Genomic DNA, 14,068 nt, shown 5'->3' with positions numbered 1-14,068 from the left:
CACGCGCGGTGGACCCCAGGCGACGTCGCCTGCGGCACCATGGCCCGGTGTCCCCGCGAACCCACGTCGTGCTCGGCGGCGGAGCCGCGATGGGCGCCTTCCAGGCCGGCGCGCTGCTCGCCCTGCTCGAGGCGGGGATCCGGGTCGACCTCCTGCACGGCACCTCCGCCGGCGCCCTGAACGCCCTCTTCCTCGCCGTCCGGCCCGACACCGACCGCGCCGCCGAGCTGACCCGGCAGTGGACCGATCCGTCGATGGCCCCGCTGCTGCGGCCGGGGTGGCCGTCCCGGCTGCGCGGCCTGGCGCGGTCGGTGCGCCGCGAGGGCGGCCTGCTCGACCCCCGGCCGCTGCGCCGGCTGGTCGCCGAGCACGTGCCCGCCGACGACATCGGCGGCCTGGCCGTGCCGGTGACCGTGACGACCACCTGCCTGGACTGCGGCGGCGTGCACCGCCACGACGAGGGCCCGCTCACCGACACGCTGCTCGCCAGCTGCGCGCTGCCCGGGCTGTTCCCGCCGGTCCGGCTGCCCGACGGCCACCTGCACGTCGACGGCGGGATCCTCGACGGCGTCCCGGTCGGCGCGGCGCTCGAGCGGGCGGCCCCCGACGACCTCGTGCTCGTCCTCGACTGCGGGCTCGCGCCGGTGACCGGGCGGGTGGACGTCTGCGCCGCCGCGTCCGACGTCCTGGCCGCGCACGCCTGCGGCGTCCCGGTCAGCCCCGACGCCGTCGCGTACGTGCCGCCCTTCGAGCGGGGCCCCGGCGCCCTGGACCCGGTGCTGCGCGCCTTCACCGTCGCGCGCGCCGTCGCCAACCGCGGCGCGGTGCGCGACGCGCTCGACGACCCGCGGGTGCACGTGGTCCCGCACGTGGCCGACGCGTGGGTGGCGGGCGTGCTCGACGTGCTGCCGGCCGGCCCGCGGGACGCCAGCCGCTCCGGTGACCTGGTGCGGGCCGGCCGCGAGGTCACCCGGCAGTGGCTCGCCGCGCAGACCTGGCCGGCGTCAGCCCCGGCGCAGCGCGGCTGAGAGCAGCGGGGCGCCGACGTCGCGCAGGTGCCCCGCCGCGTAGGGCAGCCCGTGCCGGACGGCCCACCGGGCGCGCGCGCGGCGCGACGGCCCGCGGGGCACCGGCCCCGGGTCCACGGACGCGGCCGGCCACCCGGACCGGCGCAGCGCCGCGCACGCCGCGGCGGCCATGCCGCGGTGCCCGGCCGCGGCGGGGTGGATCCGGTCGACCGCCCACCCACCGCGGTGCGCGAGCGCCGGGACGCGGCCCAGGTCGAGCACGCACACCCCCGTCCGGGCGCCCAGCTCGTCGACCGCGGCGTTGAGCAGCGCCAGCCGCGCGCGGGTGGTCCGCGCCACGCCGGCCGGCAGCGGCAGCTGCGCGGCGGGATCGTGCAGCCGGCCCAGCAGGACGACGTCGGCCCGGCCGCGCAGCCCGGCCACCAGCGCGCGCAGCTCCCCGACGACGTCGGGGGTCCAGCCCGAGCGGCCGACGTCGTTGAGGCCGACCAGCAACGTGGCCACGTCGACGCGCCCGGGCACCCGCGGCAGCTGCCGGGTGCGGACGTCGGTCACCCGCGCCCCGGGCTCGGCCAGCCGCAGCAGCCGCCCGCCCGGCAGCGCGCCGGCGACCAGGGCGACCCAGGTGGCCGCCGGGTCCACCCGGACCCCCACGCCCTCGCCGCACGTGAAGCTGTCGCCGAGGGCCGCGACGAGGGTCACCGCCGGCCCGCCGGGACGGCGGCGTGCGCGGCGAGGAAGCCGTGCACGGTCTCCTCCCAGGGGAAGTCCTCGGCCCGGGCGCGGGCGGCCGCGCGGCGGAGGTCCTCGGGCACGGCCAGCAGCTGCTCCACGGCGTCGGCGAACCCGCCGGCCCCGCCCGCGGCCGACCGGCCGGCGTCCGGGCCGACCACCGCGGGCAGCGCGGAGCGGGCGTCGGACACGACCGGCGTGCCGCAGGCCAGCGCCTCCAGCGCGGCCAGCCCGAACGTCTCGACCGGTCCCGGCGCGAGGGCGACGTCGGCGTCGGCGAGCACGCCGGCCAGGCGCTCGCGTCCGGGCACGAAGCCGAGCCACTCCACCGGCAGGTCACCCGCCGCGGCGCGCAGGCGCTCCCGCAGCGGGCCGTCGCCGGCGACCACGAGCCGCGCCGGCACCCCGCGGCGGCGCAGCTCGCGGAGGGTCTCCACCGCGACCCCGGGGCGCTTCTCGCGGGACAGCCGGCTGGCCATCGCCAGCACCACGCCGTCCACCGGCCGCGCGCGGGGGCCCACGCGGCAGCGGAAGTCGGCGGGGTCGACGCCGAGCGGGACGATCACCGGCCGCCCCACCGGCAGGCGGAGGAACTCCTCCGCGGCCCAGACGGTGGTGCACACGACGGTGTCGAAGCCGCGGGCGAGGGCGGTGTTGAGCCGGTCGGCCAGCCGTTCGGCGGGCACCCCGGGAGGCAGCCACTGGCCGAACCAGCGGTCCAGCCGCTCGTGGCTGACCACCAGCGACGGCACGCCGCGGGCCCGCGCCCACCGGCCGAGCCCGCGCAGCGTCGTGCGGTCGTGGACCTCCAGGACGTCCGGCGCGACTCCCTCCAGCACCCGCCGGACGGCGCCCCGGTCCACCACCAGGCGGTAGCCGGTGCGCGCCAGGGCCGGCGACCGCAGCGCCACCAGCCGGCCCCACGCCGTCTCGACGACGGCGTCCGCCGCCGCCGGCACGACCTGCACCACCTCGTGGCCGTGCCGGGCGTAGCCCTCGGCCAGGTGGCGCAGCGCGGTGCGCAGGCCCCCCGACGTGGGCGTCACGAAGTTGGCGACCTGGGCGATCCTCACGCCACCTCCCGCCGGCGCTCGGTCGGGGCCCCGGCGAGGACGTCGCGGTAGTGCCGGACCAGCTCGCCGACCAGCGCCTCCCAGGTGCGGCCCTCGACCGACCGCCGGGCCTGCACCCCCGCCCACCGGCGGAACCCGGGCTGCTCGGCCAGCTCGCGCACCCGCGCGGCGAGGTCGGCGGCCGAGCCGGGCTCGAACAGCAGGCCGTTCCCACCCGGCCGCACCAGGTCCAGCAGCCCGCCGGCCGCCGGGGCCACCACGGGCACGCCGCTGGCCAGGGCCTCCTGCGCGGCCTGGCAGAAGGTCTCGTGCGAGCCGGTGTGTACGAAGACGTCGAGGGAGGCGAAGGCCGTGGCGAGGGCGTCGCCGCCGAGCTGGCCGGTGAAGTGGGCGCGGTCGAGCTGGCGGGCCAGCTGCCGGCGCTGCGGACCGTCGCCGACCACGACCAGCCGGACCCCCGGCAGCTCCTGCACCGCGCCCAGCAGGCCGAGCTCCTTCTCGTGCGCCAGCCGGCCGACGTAGCCGACGACGAGCCGCCCGTCCGGCGCCCACTCCCGGCGCAGCGCCTCGTCCCGCCGCTGCGGGGAGAAGCGGTCGAGGTCGACCCCGCGGCCCCAGCGGGCCACCCGCGGCACGCCGTGGTCCTCCAACTGCCGGACCGCCGCCCGGCTGGGGGCCAGGGTCCGCGCCGCGGCGGCGTGCACGCGGACGGTGCGCCGCCACAGCGCCGGCTCGGCCACGCCGAGCCCGTAGCGCGCGGCGAAGGCGGCGAGGTCGGTCTGGTAGACGGCCACGCAGGGGACCCCGAGGCGCGCCGCCGCGGTGGCGCCCTGCACGCCGAGCACGGCCGGGGACGCCAGGTGCACGACGTCGGGCGCGAACGCGCGCAGCGTCGCGGCCATGGCGGCGTAGGGCAGGGCCACGCGGAAGTCCCGGTACCCCGGCAGCGGCCAGGACGGCGTCCGCACCACCGGAACGCCGGACCACTCCGTCGGCCCGGGGCCGGGGGCCACGACCAGCGCCTCGTGCCCGGCCCGGGAGAGCTGCTCGCAGATCCGGAGGACCGAGTTGGTGACGCCGTTGACCTGCGGGAGGAAGGACTCGCTGACGATCGCCACGCGCACGGGGGCAGCGTGCCGGTCACGGCGGGCCCGCCCGTCGTCGCGCGGGGAGAGGTCGGTTGAACCTGTCGCGAACAGTCACCCGCCGTGCGGGGAACCCACCACCACGCCGTCCCGCGGTGCGTGCGGGACCTCGGCGAACAGGTCGACCAGGGCGTCCCAGCGGGTGCGTCGTCCGGCCGGGAACCGCGCCTCGGACCGCGCGCGCCGCCGCGAGCCCTCGGGGTACCGGCGGCGCGCCCACGGCGAGCGCGGCCGGGCCAGCCGCACCGCCCCCACGACCGCGACCAGCGGGACGAAGACGCCGACGACGCCCAGCACGACCCGGCCCTTGAGGATCGCGACCAGGGCGAACGCGAGGTTGGCGACCACCGTCGCGACGACCGGGAGCTCCCCGCGCACCTGGTCGGCGTCGAACGGGTTGGCCCCGACGAGCAGCAGCCCGCCGACGACGAGGGCCACCAGCACGGCGTCGACCGAGCTGCGGCCCTCGCGGCTCCAGTACACGTCCTCGAGGTGCAGCCACAGCGCGAACTCGTCGAGGGTCAGGGCCGCCCCGACGCCGAAGAGGACGGCGAGCACGTACAGCCAGGGCGGGTCGGGCCGGTACGTCAGCTCCACGGTGCCGGTGCCGAGCAGCAGGAAGATCCCGTAGACCTCGTGGTGGACGTGCACCCCGCCGACGCTGGCGTCGCGGAAGGGGCCGCGGCCGGTGCGGATCGCCCGCGTCACCAGCCGCGTGACGAGGAAGGTCAGCAGGAAGGCGCCGAGCATCCAGGCGACGACCGCGCGGCGCCCGGCCAGCACGGGGAACAGCTCGGGTTCGATGCCCACCCGGCACACCTTGTCCTGCGGCGACGTCAGCGGGAAGGTCTCCGGGCGGGGGAGGACCGGAAGGCGGCCATGGACGACACGCTGGCGATCGACGCGCTGGTGCCCGTCACCGCCGTCGCGCTGCTGGCCCCGGTCCTGCTGGGCCTGGTGCCGAGGCTGCCGGTCCCCCAGGTGGTGCTGCTGCTCGCCGGGGGCGTCGCCATCGGCCCGCACGCGCTCGACCTGGCCGCACCGGGGGCGGTGCAGGTGCTCGCCGACGTGGGGCTGGGCTTCGTGTTCCTGCTCGCCGGCTACGAGGTGGACCTGCGGCTGTTCGCCCAGGACGCCGGCCGGCGGGCGATCGCCGCCTGGTCGATCTCGCTGGGCCTGGCGCTCGGCGTGGTCGCGCTGCTCGCCGCGGCCGGGCTCGTCCGCGCGTACGTGCCGGTGGCGCTCGGGCTGACCACCACCGCGCTGGGCACCCTGCTGCCGATCCTGCGCGAGCGCGGCCTCCTGCGCGGTGCGCTGGGCCGCTACCTGCTGGCGGCCGGCGGGGTGGGCGAGCTGTTCCCGGTGCTGGCCATCGCGGTCTTCCTCGGCACGCAGAGCCGGTTCGTCGCGCTGGCCTCGCTCGGCGCGGTCGCAGTCCTCGGCCTCGTCCTGGCGCTCGCCCGGCGCGCGGTGCGCGACGGCGGCCGGCTGGCCACCGTGATCGCGCTCGGCCAGCACGAGACGGCGCAGATCACCCTGCGCGGCACGATCCTGCTGCTGGTGGCGCTGATCGCGCTCACCGACGAGTTCCACCTGGACGCGGTGCTGGGCGCCTTCCTCGCGGGCGTGGTGCTGCGGTCCTGGGCCGGACCGAGCGCCCCGGCGCTGGAGTCGAAGCTGGACGCGGTGGGCTACGGGTTCTTCATCCCCCTGTTCTTCGTCTACTCCGGGATGTCGCTCGACCTGCCGGCGATCGCGGACGCCCCGCTGCGGCTGCTGCTCCTCTTCGGCCTGCTGCTCGCCGTCCGCGGCGCCCCGGCGCTGGCGGTCTACCGCGGCGTCCTCCCGCTGCGCGAGCGGGTGCAGGCGGCGCTGGTGACGACGACGGCCCTGCCGGTGCTCGTGGCGCTCACCGAGATCGGCCTGCGCAACGGCACGATGCTGCGCGAGAACGCCGCCGCGCTGGTCGGCGCCGGCGTCCTCACCGTGCTGCTCCTGCCCGCGCTGGCCGTCGCCATCGACCGGCCGGACCGGTCCGTCCCGCGCCCGGCCCCGGCTCCGGCCGAGGGGTGAGCAGGCGTCCGCCGGGGTCAGCCGCGCCGGCGGCCGCTGCCCATGGAGCCGCCGAGGAAGTTCCCGGCGAGGTTGGGCACGCTCCCCAGGCGGGCGAGGGCGATGCCGAGCCGGTGGCGCCCCTGGCGGCGGGCGGCCCAGGAGGCCGCGAACACCAGCGCCGAGAGCCCCTGCAGGGAGGCGTGGGTCATGCCGAGCCGCCGGGTCGCGCGGTCGGCCCCGGCCCACTCCGCCCAGCCCGCGACCGCCGTCGGCACCGCGGCGGCGACGCCGAGGCCGACGAGCCGGGTCGCCACGAGCCGTGACGCGTCGTCGCGGTACAGGTCGAGGTACATGGCGAGGAACCAGGCGCCGAGCGGCGCGTCGGTGAGGATGCCGTGCAGCGGCACGCCGGTCGCGTCGCCGTGGAACAGGCGGCGCACCGGCGGCTGGGCGACCAGGCGGTCCGCGAGGGGTGCCACGGCCGCGATGGCGCCGTCCCAGGCCGGGCTGCTCCCCAGCCGGCGGAGCAGCCGCGAGTAGGCGCCGTCGGCGGGGGCGGGGAGGCGCTCGGTGGAGCGCAGGGTGTCGCTCACGACCGCGCACGCTACTACGGATGTAGTGCCGAGTCACTACACCTATAGTGACCCGGTGGCGACCACCCGGAGCCGCGTGCTGGACGCGGCGGTCGACGTGCTGGGCGACGAGGGCCTGCGTGCCCTGACGCACGCCCGCGTCGACGCACGGGCCGGGCTGCCGCGGGGGTCGACCTCCAACCACTTCCGCACCCGGCGCGCGCTGCTGTCGGGGGTCGTGGAACACCTCGCGGCCGTCCAGCTCCAGCAGGCGAGCGGAGCCCTCGAGGTGACGACCGCCGACGACCTGGTCGACGGGCTGTGCGCCCTGGTGGAGCGCGCGACCGGTCCCGACCGGGCGCTGACCACCGCGCGGTACGCGCTGTTCGTCGAGGCCGGGCACGACCCGGACCTGCGGGAGCAGCTCGCGCGGGGGCGCGCCGCCGTGGAGGCGCCCCTCGTCGTCGCCCTGGCCGGCCTCGGTGCCCCCGACCCGCGGGCGGCGGCCGCCGTCGTGGTGCCGTGCCTGCAGGGCCTCCTGCTGCGCCGGATCGCGCGGCTCGACGAGTCCGACCCGCGCCCGGTCGTGCGCCGGGTGGTGCGGGCGGTCCTGCCCTGACGCGCGGGCCCACCGGGGCTCAGCCGAGGGCGGCCTCGGCGAGCAGGTCGACCTGGCGGACGTCGGGCACGGTCGGGTCGAGGACCAGCTCGTCGACGCCGGCCTCGGCGAACCCGGCGATGACGTCGCGGACCGCCTCGGGCGAGCGGTGCGCGCCGCCGGCGATGCCCTCGGCGGCCTCGCGGCCCATCGGCGCGTAGTAGTCGAGCAGGTAGGCCCGCGACTGCTCCTCGGTGTCCCCGAGCCCGAAGTAGTTGAGCGCCACGATGCGCGGCGCACCCTCCCGGCCGGCGTCCCGCCAGGCGGCGCGGACCTTCGCCACCAGCGGCGCGACCATCTCGGGCGGCAGCCCGCCGGCCGTCCAGCCGATGCCGAACTCGACCGTCCGGCGGATCGCCGCGTCGGTGTGGCCGCCGACGAGGACCGGCACCGCGGGCGCCGCGTCGGGCACGACCGGCGCGGTGCCCTCGAGCAGCGGCTCGCCGGCCCACGCCCGCCGCAGGTCGGCCAGCTGCTGGTCGAACACCCGGCCGCGGGCGGCGAAGTCGCGGCCGGTCAGGGCGTAGTCGGAGGGCCGCCAGCCGACGCCCAGACCGAGGGTGAGCCGCCCGCCGGTGATCGCCTGCACCGTGGCCGCCTGCTTGGCCAGCTCCGCGGTGCTCCTGGTCGGCGCCAGCAGCACGTTGGGCAGGAACCGGATGCGCTCGGTGACCGCGCCGGCTGCGGCGAAGACGGTGAGCTCCTCGTAGCTGGGGTACGAGACCGCGCCGATCGAGGCCAGACTCGAGAAGCCGGCGGACTCCGCCCGCCGCGCCCACTCGAGCAGCTGCGCGCCCGTGGTGCCGCGGACGCTGTTCGGGATGCCGATGCCGATCTCCACCGCGTTCTCCTCCTCGTCGGGACAGGGGTCAGGACGTGGCCGACCAACCGCTCCACCGCTGGACGGTCACCACGAGGAGCGGCCCCGACGGTGGCGCCTCGCGGTACTGCGGGAACCGCTCGACGAGCGCGGTGATTCCGGGGTGGTCGGGAGCCGGCGTGTCGACGACGCGGGCCACGCCGTCGGCCCGGACCCACCACAGCCGCGACCAGTCCTCGTCGTAGCCGTCGACGAGCAGCGAGCAGCGGGGCTCGACCCGGAGGTTGGCCAGCCGCTGCAGGCGGCGGGTGCGCTTGGGCTTGGCGTCGACGGCGGTGTGCACGGTGTCGCCGACGAGGGCGAAGACGCAGGGGACGACGTGCGGGGCGCCGTCCGGCCGCACGGTGGCCAGCCGCGCGACGCGGGCGGACGCGAACCGTTCCCGCAGCTCCGCGGCCTCCACACCGGCCGTTCTACCGCACCGGGCCCCCGGGTGCGTCGCGGGGCGGGGCGGTGCCGGCGGCGGCGGCCGCGTCGTCGTCGCGCTCGACGGGTGCGCCCACCACGCCGTGCAGGTGGCAGGCGGCCACGTGCCCCGGCGCGGTCCCCACGGGCTGCAGCGCGGGGTCGACGTCGGGGCAGGGCTCGAAGACGTACGGGCAGCGGGTGCGGAAGCGGCAGCCGCTGGGCACGGCGGCGGGCGAGGGGACGTCGCCCTGGAGCACGATCCGCCGCCGGGTGCGCTCGACCGAGGGGTGCGCGGAGGGCACCGCCGACAGCAGGGCCTGCGTGTAGGGCATCTGCGGGTCGCCGCCCACCGCGGCGGCGGGTCCCACCTCCACGATGCGCCCGAGGTACATCACCGCGATCCGGTCGGAGAGGTGCCGGACGGCGGACAGGTCGTGGGAGATGAACAGCAGCGTGAGGCCGAGCTGCCGCTGCAGCCGGCGCAGCAGGTTGAGCACCTGCGCCTGCACGCTCACGTCGAGGGAGGCGATGGCCTCGTCGCAGACGAGGAACTCCGGCTCCCCGGCCAGCGCGCGGGCGATGCCCACCCGCTGCCGCTGACCGCCCGAGAACTCGTGCGGGTAGCGGCCGCCGACCGCCGGGTCGAGGCCGACGAGCTCGAGCAGCTCGGCGACCCGGGCGGCCCGCTCCCGCCGCCCGGTGCGCAGCCCGTGCACCTCCAGCGGCTCGGCCACCGTCTGCGCGACCGTGCGGCGCGGGTCGAGCGAGGCGAACGGGTCCTGGAAGACCATGCCCGCCCGCCGGCGCAGCGCGCGCAGCTCGCGCCGCCCGAGCGCGGTCACGTCGGTGCCGTCGAAGAGCACCTGGCCGCCGGTGGGCTCGACCAGCCGCAGCAGCGCGTTGCCCAGCGTCGACTTGCCGCAGCCGGACTCGCCGACGAGGCCGAGGGTCTCGCCGCGGTGGATGTCCAGGTCGACGCCGTCCACCGCGCGGACCGCACCCGTCCTGCGCCGCAGCGCCCCCGACCCGCGGATCGGGAAGTGCACCTGCAGCCCGCGGGCCGAGACCAGCACGTCGCTCACCGCTCCCCCTCCCGGCACCAGGTGGCGGCGCGGTGCTCGAGCCCGCCACCGGGAGGGCCGTGCCGGTGGGCACCGACGGGGGCGAGCGGCGGCTGCTCGGTCTCGCAGCGCGGGTCGGACCGCACCGGGCACCGCGGCCAGAACACGCAGCCGGCCGGCAGGTCGGTCGGGGGCGGCGGGACGCCGGGCACGGTCGCGAGGTCGGGGACCTCGCCGTCGGCCCGGCGCTCCAGCGCCAGGTCGGGCAGCGCGCCGAGCAGGCCCCGGGTGTACGGGTGGGCCGGCCGCTCGAGGACGTCGTCGACCGTGCCGTCCTCCACGCAGCGGCCCCCGTACATGACCAGCACGCGGTCGGCGATGCCGGCCACCACCCCGAGGTCGTGGGTGATCCAGACGACGCCGGTGCCGTGCTCCTCCTGCAGCCGGGCCACCAGGTCGAGGATCTGGGCCTGCACCGTCACGTCCAGCGCGGTCGTGGCCTCGTCGGCGATGAGCAGGGCCGGGGAGTTCGCCAGGGCGATCGCGATCACCACCCGCTGGCGCATGCCACCGGAGAGCTCGTGCGGGTACCGGTCGAGGGCCCGCCCGGGGTCGGGCAGCCCCACCTCGCCGAGCAGCTCCGCCGCGCGGCGACGGGCGGCGTCCGCGGAGAGGTCGGTGTGCGCGCGGATGCCCTCCACCACCTGCCGGCCGACGGTGAGCACCGGGTTGAGCGAGGTCATCGGGTCCTGGAACACCATGCCGACGCCGGGGCCGCGCACCTGGCGCAGCCGCTCCGGCGGCATGGTCAGCAGGTCCTCCCCCTGCAGCAGGGCGGAGCCGGTGACGGTCGCCACCCGCGCGGGCAGGAGCCCCAGCAGCGCCAGCACCGAGACGCTCTTGCCGCTGCCGGACTCGCCCACGACCGCGACGGTCTCGCCCCGGCCGACGCGGTAGCTCAGCCCGTTGACCACCTGGGCCGGCCCGCGCGGCGTGCGCAGCCGCACCCGCAGGTCCTCGACCTCCAGCACCGGCGTGCTCACCGGCCGCCCCCGGCCATGAGGGTGCGCTGCCGCGGGTCGAGGACGTCGCGCAACCCGTCGCCGAGGAGGTTGAAGCAGAGCACCGTGACGAAGATGGCCAACCCGGGGAAGAGCGTCATCCACCACGCGCCGGGCATGAAGTCGCGGCTCTCGGAGAGGTCGAGGCCCCACGACGGGTTGGGCACCTGCGGCCCCAGCCCGAGGAAGGACAGCGCCGCCTCGGCCAGGACGGCGAACGCGAGGCTGATCGAGGTCTGCACGATGATCGGCGGGGCAGCGTTGGGCAGCACGTGCCGGAACAGCAGCCGCAGGTCGGAGGCGCCGATCGACCGCGAGGCGCGGATGTAGACCTCCTCCCGCACGCCGAGCACGCTGGCCCGGGTGACCCGGGCGAAGATCGGCACGTAGACGATCGCGATGGCGTAGACGGCGTTGGTCGGGCCGGGACCGCGCACCGCCAGGATCGCGATGGCCAGCAGCACCGCCGGGAAGGCGAAGAGCACGTCCATGACCCGCATCAGGACGTCGTCGACCCAGCGGCCGTAGAAGCCCGCGAGCAGGCCGATCAGCGTCCCGACGACCAGCGCGAGCGCCACCGACAGGAAGCCGACGCGCAACGTCGTCGGCGCGCCCAGGATGACGCGGCTGAGGACGTCGCGGCCGAAATCGTCGGTGCCGAACGGGTGCTCCCAGCTCGGCGGCTGCAACCGGTTGGCGATGTCCTGCTCGTTCGGGCCGTCCGGCGCGAGCCAGTCGCCGAGCACCGCGACCAGCACGACGGCCAGCAGGACCACCGCCGAGACGGCGGCCGTGGGGTTGCGGGCGAGCAGGCCGAGGGTCTCCCGCCAGCGCGGCCGGGCGGGCCGGAGCGGGACGGGCTGCGTCGGGACGGGCTGGCCGGTCATCGGCGGATCCGGGGGTCGATGCGGCTGTAGAGGAGGTCGACGACCAGGTTGATGAGCAGGAAGACGAAGGCGAACAGCAGGACCGTGCCCTGCAGCAGCGGGTAGTCGCGGTCGCGGACGGCCTGCAGCGCCAGCTGGCCCAGCCCGGGCCACGAGAAGACGATCTCCACCACGACCACGCCCGAGAGCAGGTAGGCCAGCTGCACCCCGGTGACCGTGACCAGCGGCAGCAGGGCGTTGCGCAGCACGTGCCAGGTGAACACCTGCCGGCGGGGCAGGCCCTTCGACTCCGCCGTCCGCACGTGGTCCTGCCCGAGGGCCTCCAGCACGCTGGAGCGGACGAACCGGGTGATCACCGACCCGGAGACGATGCCGGTCGCGACCGCGGGCAGGACCAGCCGGGCCAGCCACCCCCCGAAGTCCTCGAACGGCGAGACGTAGCCGCCCGAGGGCAGCCAGCGCAGCGTGCCGGCGAAGACCAGGATGAGCATGATCGCCATCCAGAAGTCCGGCACGGAGATGCCGAACTGGCTGAAGACGGTGGCCGTCCGGTCGACGAACGAACGGGGCCGCAGCGCCGAGAGGGTGCCCAGCGGCACCGCGATCAGCAGGGCGAGCAGGATGGCGGCGAAGGCCAGGGTCAGCGTGGCCGGCAGGCGCTCGGCGATGATGGCCGTGACCGGCTGGCCGCTGCGGAAGCTGACCCCGAGGTCGCCGGTGACCGCGCGGCCGATCCAGCGGAAGAACTGCTCCACCAGCGGCAGGTCCAGGCCGTTGCGCTCGCGCAGGGCCTCGTAGGCCTCCGGGGTGTAGCGCGTGCCCAGGGCCCGGCGCACCGGGTCGCCGTCGACCAGGTGGATCAGCGAGAAGGCGAGGACGCTGACCCCGACCAGCACGACGACGGACTGGCCGAGGCGCCGGAGCAGGTACCCGGTCAGGGCAGCTCCACGTCCTCGAAGTTGATCGCGCGGTCGGCCCGGATCCGGTAGCCCTCCAGGCCGGGCACCCAGGCCTGCACGACGTCGGGGTTGTACAGGTACAGGTAGGAGACGTCGTCGACGATGATCGTCGCGGCCTGGTCGTAGAGCTCCTTGCGGCGGTCCCGGTCCACCTCGGTGGAGGCCTGGGTGAGCAGCTGGTCGACCTGCGGGTTGCTGTAGCCCTGGTAGTTGCTCGACCCGTCGGTGATGTGCTGCTGCTCGTAGAAGTCCGCCGGGTCGATGTTGCCCAGCCAGCTGAGCATGAAGGCGTCGAAGTCGCCCTGGCTCTGGCGGTCGAGCCAGGTGGTGAAGTCCAGCGTCTCCACCTGCACGTCGATCCCCACGGGCTCGAGCTGGCTGGCGATCACCTGGGCGGCGGTGACCGACTCGGGGAACTCGTCGGTGACCATCAGGCCCATGGTGATCGGCGTCTGGACGCCCGCCTCCTGGAGCAGCTGCCGGGCCCGGTCGGCGTCCGGCTCGAACGGCGCGTAGTCGAAGTGGAAGAAGCTGTCCTCGGGGATCGCGGTCTGGTTGGCCCGGGCCGCGCCGAACCGGGCCGCCTCGGTGACCTCCTCGCGGTCGACGGCGGTGGCGATCGCCTGGCGCACCTGCGGGTTGTCGAACGGCGGGCGCGCGTAGTTCATCGACATGTACCAGTAGTCCACGCTGGCGGTGGTGGCGAGCTCGACCTCGTCGTCGCCCTGCAGCGACTCGATCTGCTGCGGCGGCACGTTGTCGGTCCACTGCACCTCGCCGTTGCGCAGCGCGGTGAGTGCGGCGGCCGGCTCGGTGATGTAGCGGAACTCGACGCCGGCGATGCCCGGCGCCTCGCCCCAGTAGTCCTCGTAGGCCTCGAGGACCGTGGCGTTGGCGTCGGAGCTGACCAGGCGGAACGGTCCGGTGCCCACGGCCTCGGTGGTGAGGTCGACCTGCTCCGCGGCCCCCTCCGGGAGGATCGACATGCCCTTGAACGCGCCGATGAGCGCCAGCAGGTTCGGGGTGGGCTGGGTCAGCGTCATGACGACGGTCTGCGGGTCGGGGGCCTGGATGTCGGCGACGGTGGCGAACCGGTAGGAGTTGGCCAGGTCCTCGTCGATGATCCGCCGGTAGCTGTAGACGACGTCGGCGGAGTCGAACTCGCTGCCGTCGTGGAACGTGACGCCCTCGCGCAGGGTGAACGTCCAGGTCAGGTTGTCCTCGCTGGTCTCCCACTCGGTCGCCAGGCTCGGCTCCATCGTGAGGTCCTCGGGGTTGGGGACCACGAGGGTGTCGTAGACGTTCTCGAGCACCTGGAAGCTCGGGTAGGCGTTCGTCACGTGCGGGTCGAACTGGTCGGGCTGCGCGCTCACCGCGGCGACCAGCGTGTCCTCCCCTCCCCCGCCACCGCCGCCCCCGCCGGTGTCGACGCTCTCCCCGCCGGAGCAGGCGGTCAGGACCAGGGCGGCCGCCGCGGCGACGACCAGGGACGGGGACTGACGGCGCACGGCAGGACCTCCGGGAATGGGCGTTCCTGTGCCCGACCCTG

Annotated in this window: 15 protein-coding genes; 3 read left to right on the top strand and 12 right to left on the bottom strand. The window is 76.5% G+C overall.

What is annotated here, in order from left to right; all coding sequences use genetic code 11:
- Positions 1 to 47: 47 nt before the first annotated feature.
- The gene (locus ACI78S_RS17630; protein ID WP_456975670.1) at positions 48 to 1,028 is read left to right on the top strand and encodes a patatin-like phospholipase family protein; all 981 of its coding nucleotides are present in this window, start codon (positions 48 to 50) and stop codon (positions 1,026 to 1,028) included.
- Here the strand turns inward: ACI78S_RS17630 and ACI78S_RS17625 are convergent.
- From ACI78S_RS17625 to ACI78S_RS17610, 4 genes are all read right to left on the bottom strand, one after another.
- A complete protein-coding gene (locus ACI78S_RS17625) occupies positions 1,005 to 1,730 on the bottom strand; it encodes a GDSL-type esterase/lipase family protein (protein ID WP_456975668.1) in 726 nt (241 codons plus the stop codon). The genes ACI78S_RS17630 and ACI78S_RS17625 overlap by 24 nt on opposite strands.
- Positions 1,727 to 2,833: a glycosyltransferase gene (locus ACI78S_RS17620; RefSeq protein ID WP_456975666.1), complete on the bottom strand. Its 1,107-nt coding sequence runs from the start codon at positions 2,831 to 2,833 to the stop codon at positions 1,727 to 1,729. The genes ACI78S_RS17625 and ACI78S_RS17620 overlap by 4 nt, the downstream gene beginning before the upstream one ends.
- Positions 2,830 to 3,957 carry a glycosyltransferase family 4 protein gene (locus tag ACI78S_RS17615; protein ID WP_456975664.1) on the bottom strand — a complete coding sequence of 376 codons (1,128 nt, stop codon included), beginning with the start codon at positions 3,955 to 3,957 and terminating at the stop codon, positions 2,830 to 2,832. Before ACI78S_RS17615 ends, ACI78S_RS17620 begins: the two co-directional genes overlap by 4 nt.
- A gap of 75 nt (positions 3,958 to 4,032) precedes the next feature.
- The gene (locus tag ACI78S_RS17610) at positions 4,033 to 4,788 is read right to left on the bottom strand and encodes a hypothetical protein (RefSeq protein WP_456975662.1); all 756 of its coding nucleotides are present in this window, start codon (positions 4,786 to 4,788) and stop codon (positions 4,033 to 4,035) included.
- Between the two features lie 69 nt (positions 4,789 to 4,857).
- Between ACI78S_RS17610 and ACI78S_RS17605 the strand changes: the two genes are divergently transcribed.
- Positions 4,858 to 6,051, top strand: a complete 1,194-nt coding sequence (locus ACI78S_RS17605; protein WP_456975660.1) for a cation:proton antiporter — start codon at positions 4,858 to 4,860, stop codon at positions 6,049 to 6,051.
- 17 nt (positions 6,052 to 6,068) lie between these two features.
- Here the strand turns inward: ACI78S_RS17605 and ACI78S_RS17600 are convergent, their stop codons facing one another.
- Positions 6,069 to 6,626, bottom strand: a complete 558-nt coding sequence (locus tag ACI78S_RS17600; RefSeq protein ID WP_456975658.1) for a DUF2231 domain-containing protein — start codon at positions 6,624 to 6,626, stop codon at positions 6,069 to 6,071.
- Positions 6,627 to 6,681: 55 nt separating this feature from the next.
- Here ACI78S_RS17600 and ACI78S_RS17595 point away from each other — a divergent pair, with 55 nt between their 5' ends.
- Positions 6,682 to 7,224, top strand: coding sequence for a TetR/AcrR family transcriptional regulator (locus ACI78S_RS17595; protein ID WP_456975656.1), 543 nt, complete (start codon positions 6,682 to 6,684; stop codon positions 7,222 to 7,224).
- A 19-nt stretch (positions 7,225 to 7,243) separates the two neighbouring features.
- On the opposite strand, the gene ACI78S_RS17590 is transcribed toward ACI78S_RS17595, so the two are convergent.
- The 7 genes from ACI78S_RS17590 to ACI78S_RS17560 are packed head-to-tail and all read right to left on the bottom strand — an operon-like array spanning position 7,244 to position 14,027.
- Positions 7,244 to 8,104 carry an LLM class flavin-dependent oxidoreductase gene (locus ACI78S_RS17590; protein WP_456975654.1) on the bottom strand — a complete coding sequence of 287 codons (861 nt, stop codon included), beginning with the start codon at positions 8,102 to 8,104 and terminating at the stop codon, positions 7,244 to 7,246.
- Positions 8,105 to 8,132: 28 nt separating this feature from the next.
- Positions 8,133 to 8,546, bottom strand: coding sequence for a TIGR03668 family PPOX class F420-dependent oxidoreductase (locus ACI78S_RS17585; protein WP_456975652.1), 414 nt, complete (start codon positions 8,544 to 8,546; stop codon positions 8,133 to 8,135).
- 10 nt (positions 8,547 to 8,556) lie between these two features.
- On the bottom strand, positions 8,557 to 9,633 hold the full coding sequence (locus ACI78S_RS17580) for an ABC transporter ATP-binding protein (protein ID WP_456975650.1): 1,077 nt from the start codon (positions 9,631 to 9,633) through the stop codon (positions 8,557 to 8,559).
- Positions 9,630 to 10,655 carry an ABC transporter ATP-binding protein gene (locus ACI78S_RS17575; protein WP_456975648.1) on the bottom strand — a complete coding sequence of 342 codons (1,026 nt, stop codon included), beginning with the start codon at positions 10,653 to 10,655 and terminating at the stop codon, positions 9,630 to 9,632. The genes ACI78S_RS17580 and ACI78S_RS17575 overlap by 4 nt, the downstream gene beginning before the upstream one ends.
- Positions 10,652 to 11,560: an ABC transporter permease gene (locus ACI78S_RS17570; RefSeq protein ID WP_456975646.1), complete on the bottom strand. Its 909-nt coding sequence runs from the start codon at positions 11,558 to 11,560 to the stop codon at positions 10,652 to 10,654. Before ACI78S_RS17570 ends, ACI78S_RS17575 begins: the two co-directional genes overlap by 4 nt.
- Positions 11,557 to 12,486, bottom strand: a complete 930-nt coding sequence (locus ACI78S_RS17565) for an ABC transporter permease (protein ID WP_456975708.1) — start codon at positions 12,484 to 12,486, stop codon at positions 11,557 to 11,559. The genes ACI78S_RS17570 and ACI78S_RS17565 overlap by 4 nt, the downstream gene beginning before the upstream one ends.
- 8 nt (positions 12,487 to 12,494) lie before the next feature.
- Positions 12,495 to 14,027: an ABC transporter substrate-binding protein gene (locus ACI78S_RS17560; RefSeq protein WP_456975644.1), complete on the bottom strand. Its 1,533-nt coding sequence runs from the start codon at positions 14,025 to 14,027 to the stop codon at positions 12,495 to 12,497.
- Positions 14,028 to 14,068: the final 41 nt, after the last annotated feature.

The sequence above is a fragment of the Geodermatophilus sp. SYSU D00815 genome, from assembly GCF_054050035.1.
This window is presented reverse-complemented; position numbering and strand designations above follow the sequence as displayed.

Bases quoted from the DNA above. Each gene is read 5' to 3' on its own strand.
- ACI78S_RS17605 (WP_456975660.1), top strand. From the start codon at position 4,858: ATGGACGACACGCTGGCGATCGACGCGCTGGTGCCCGTCACCGCCGTC.
- ACI78S_RS17570 (WP_456975646.1), bottom strand. From the start codon at position 11,560: ATGACCGGCCAGCCCGTCCCGACGCAGCCCGTCCCGCTCCGGCCCGCC.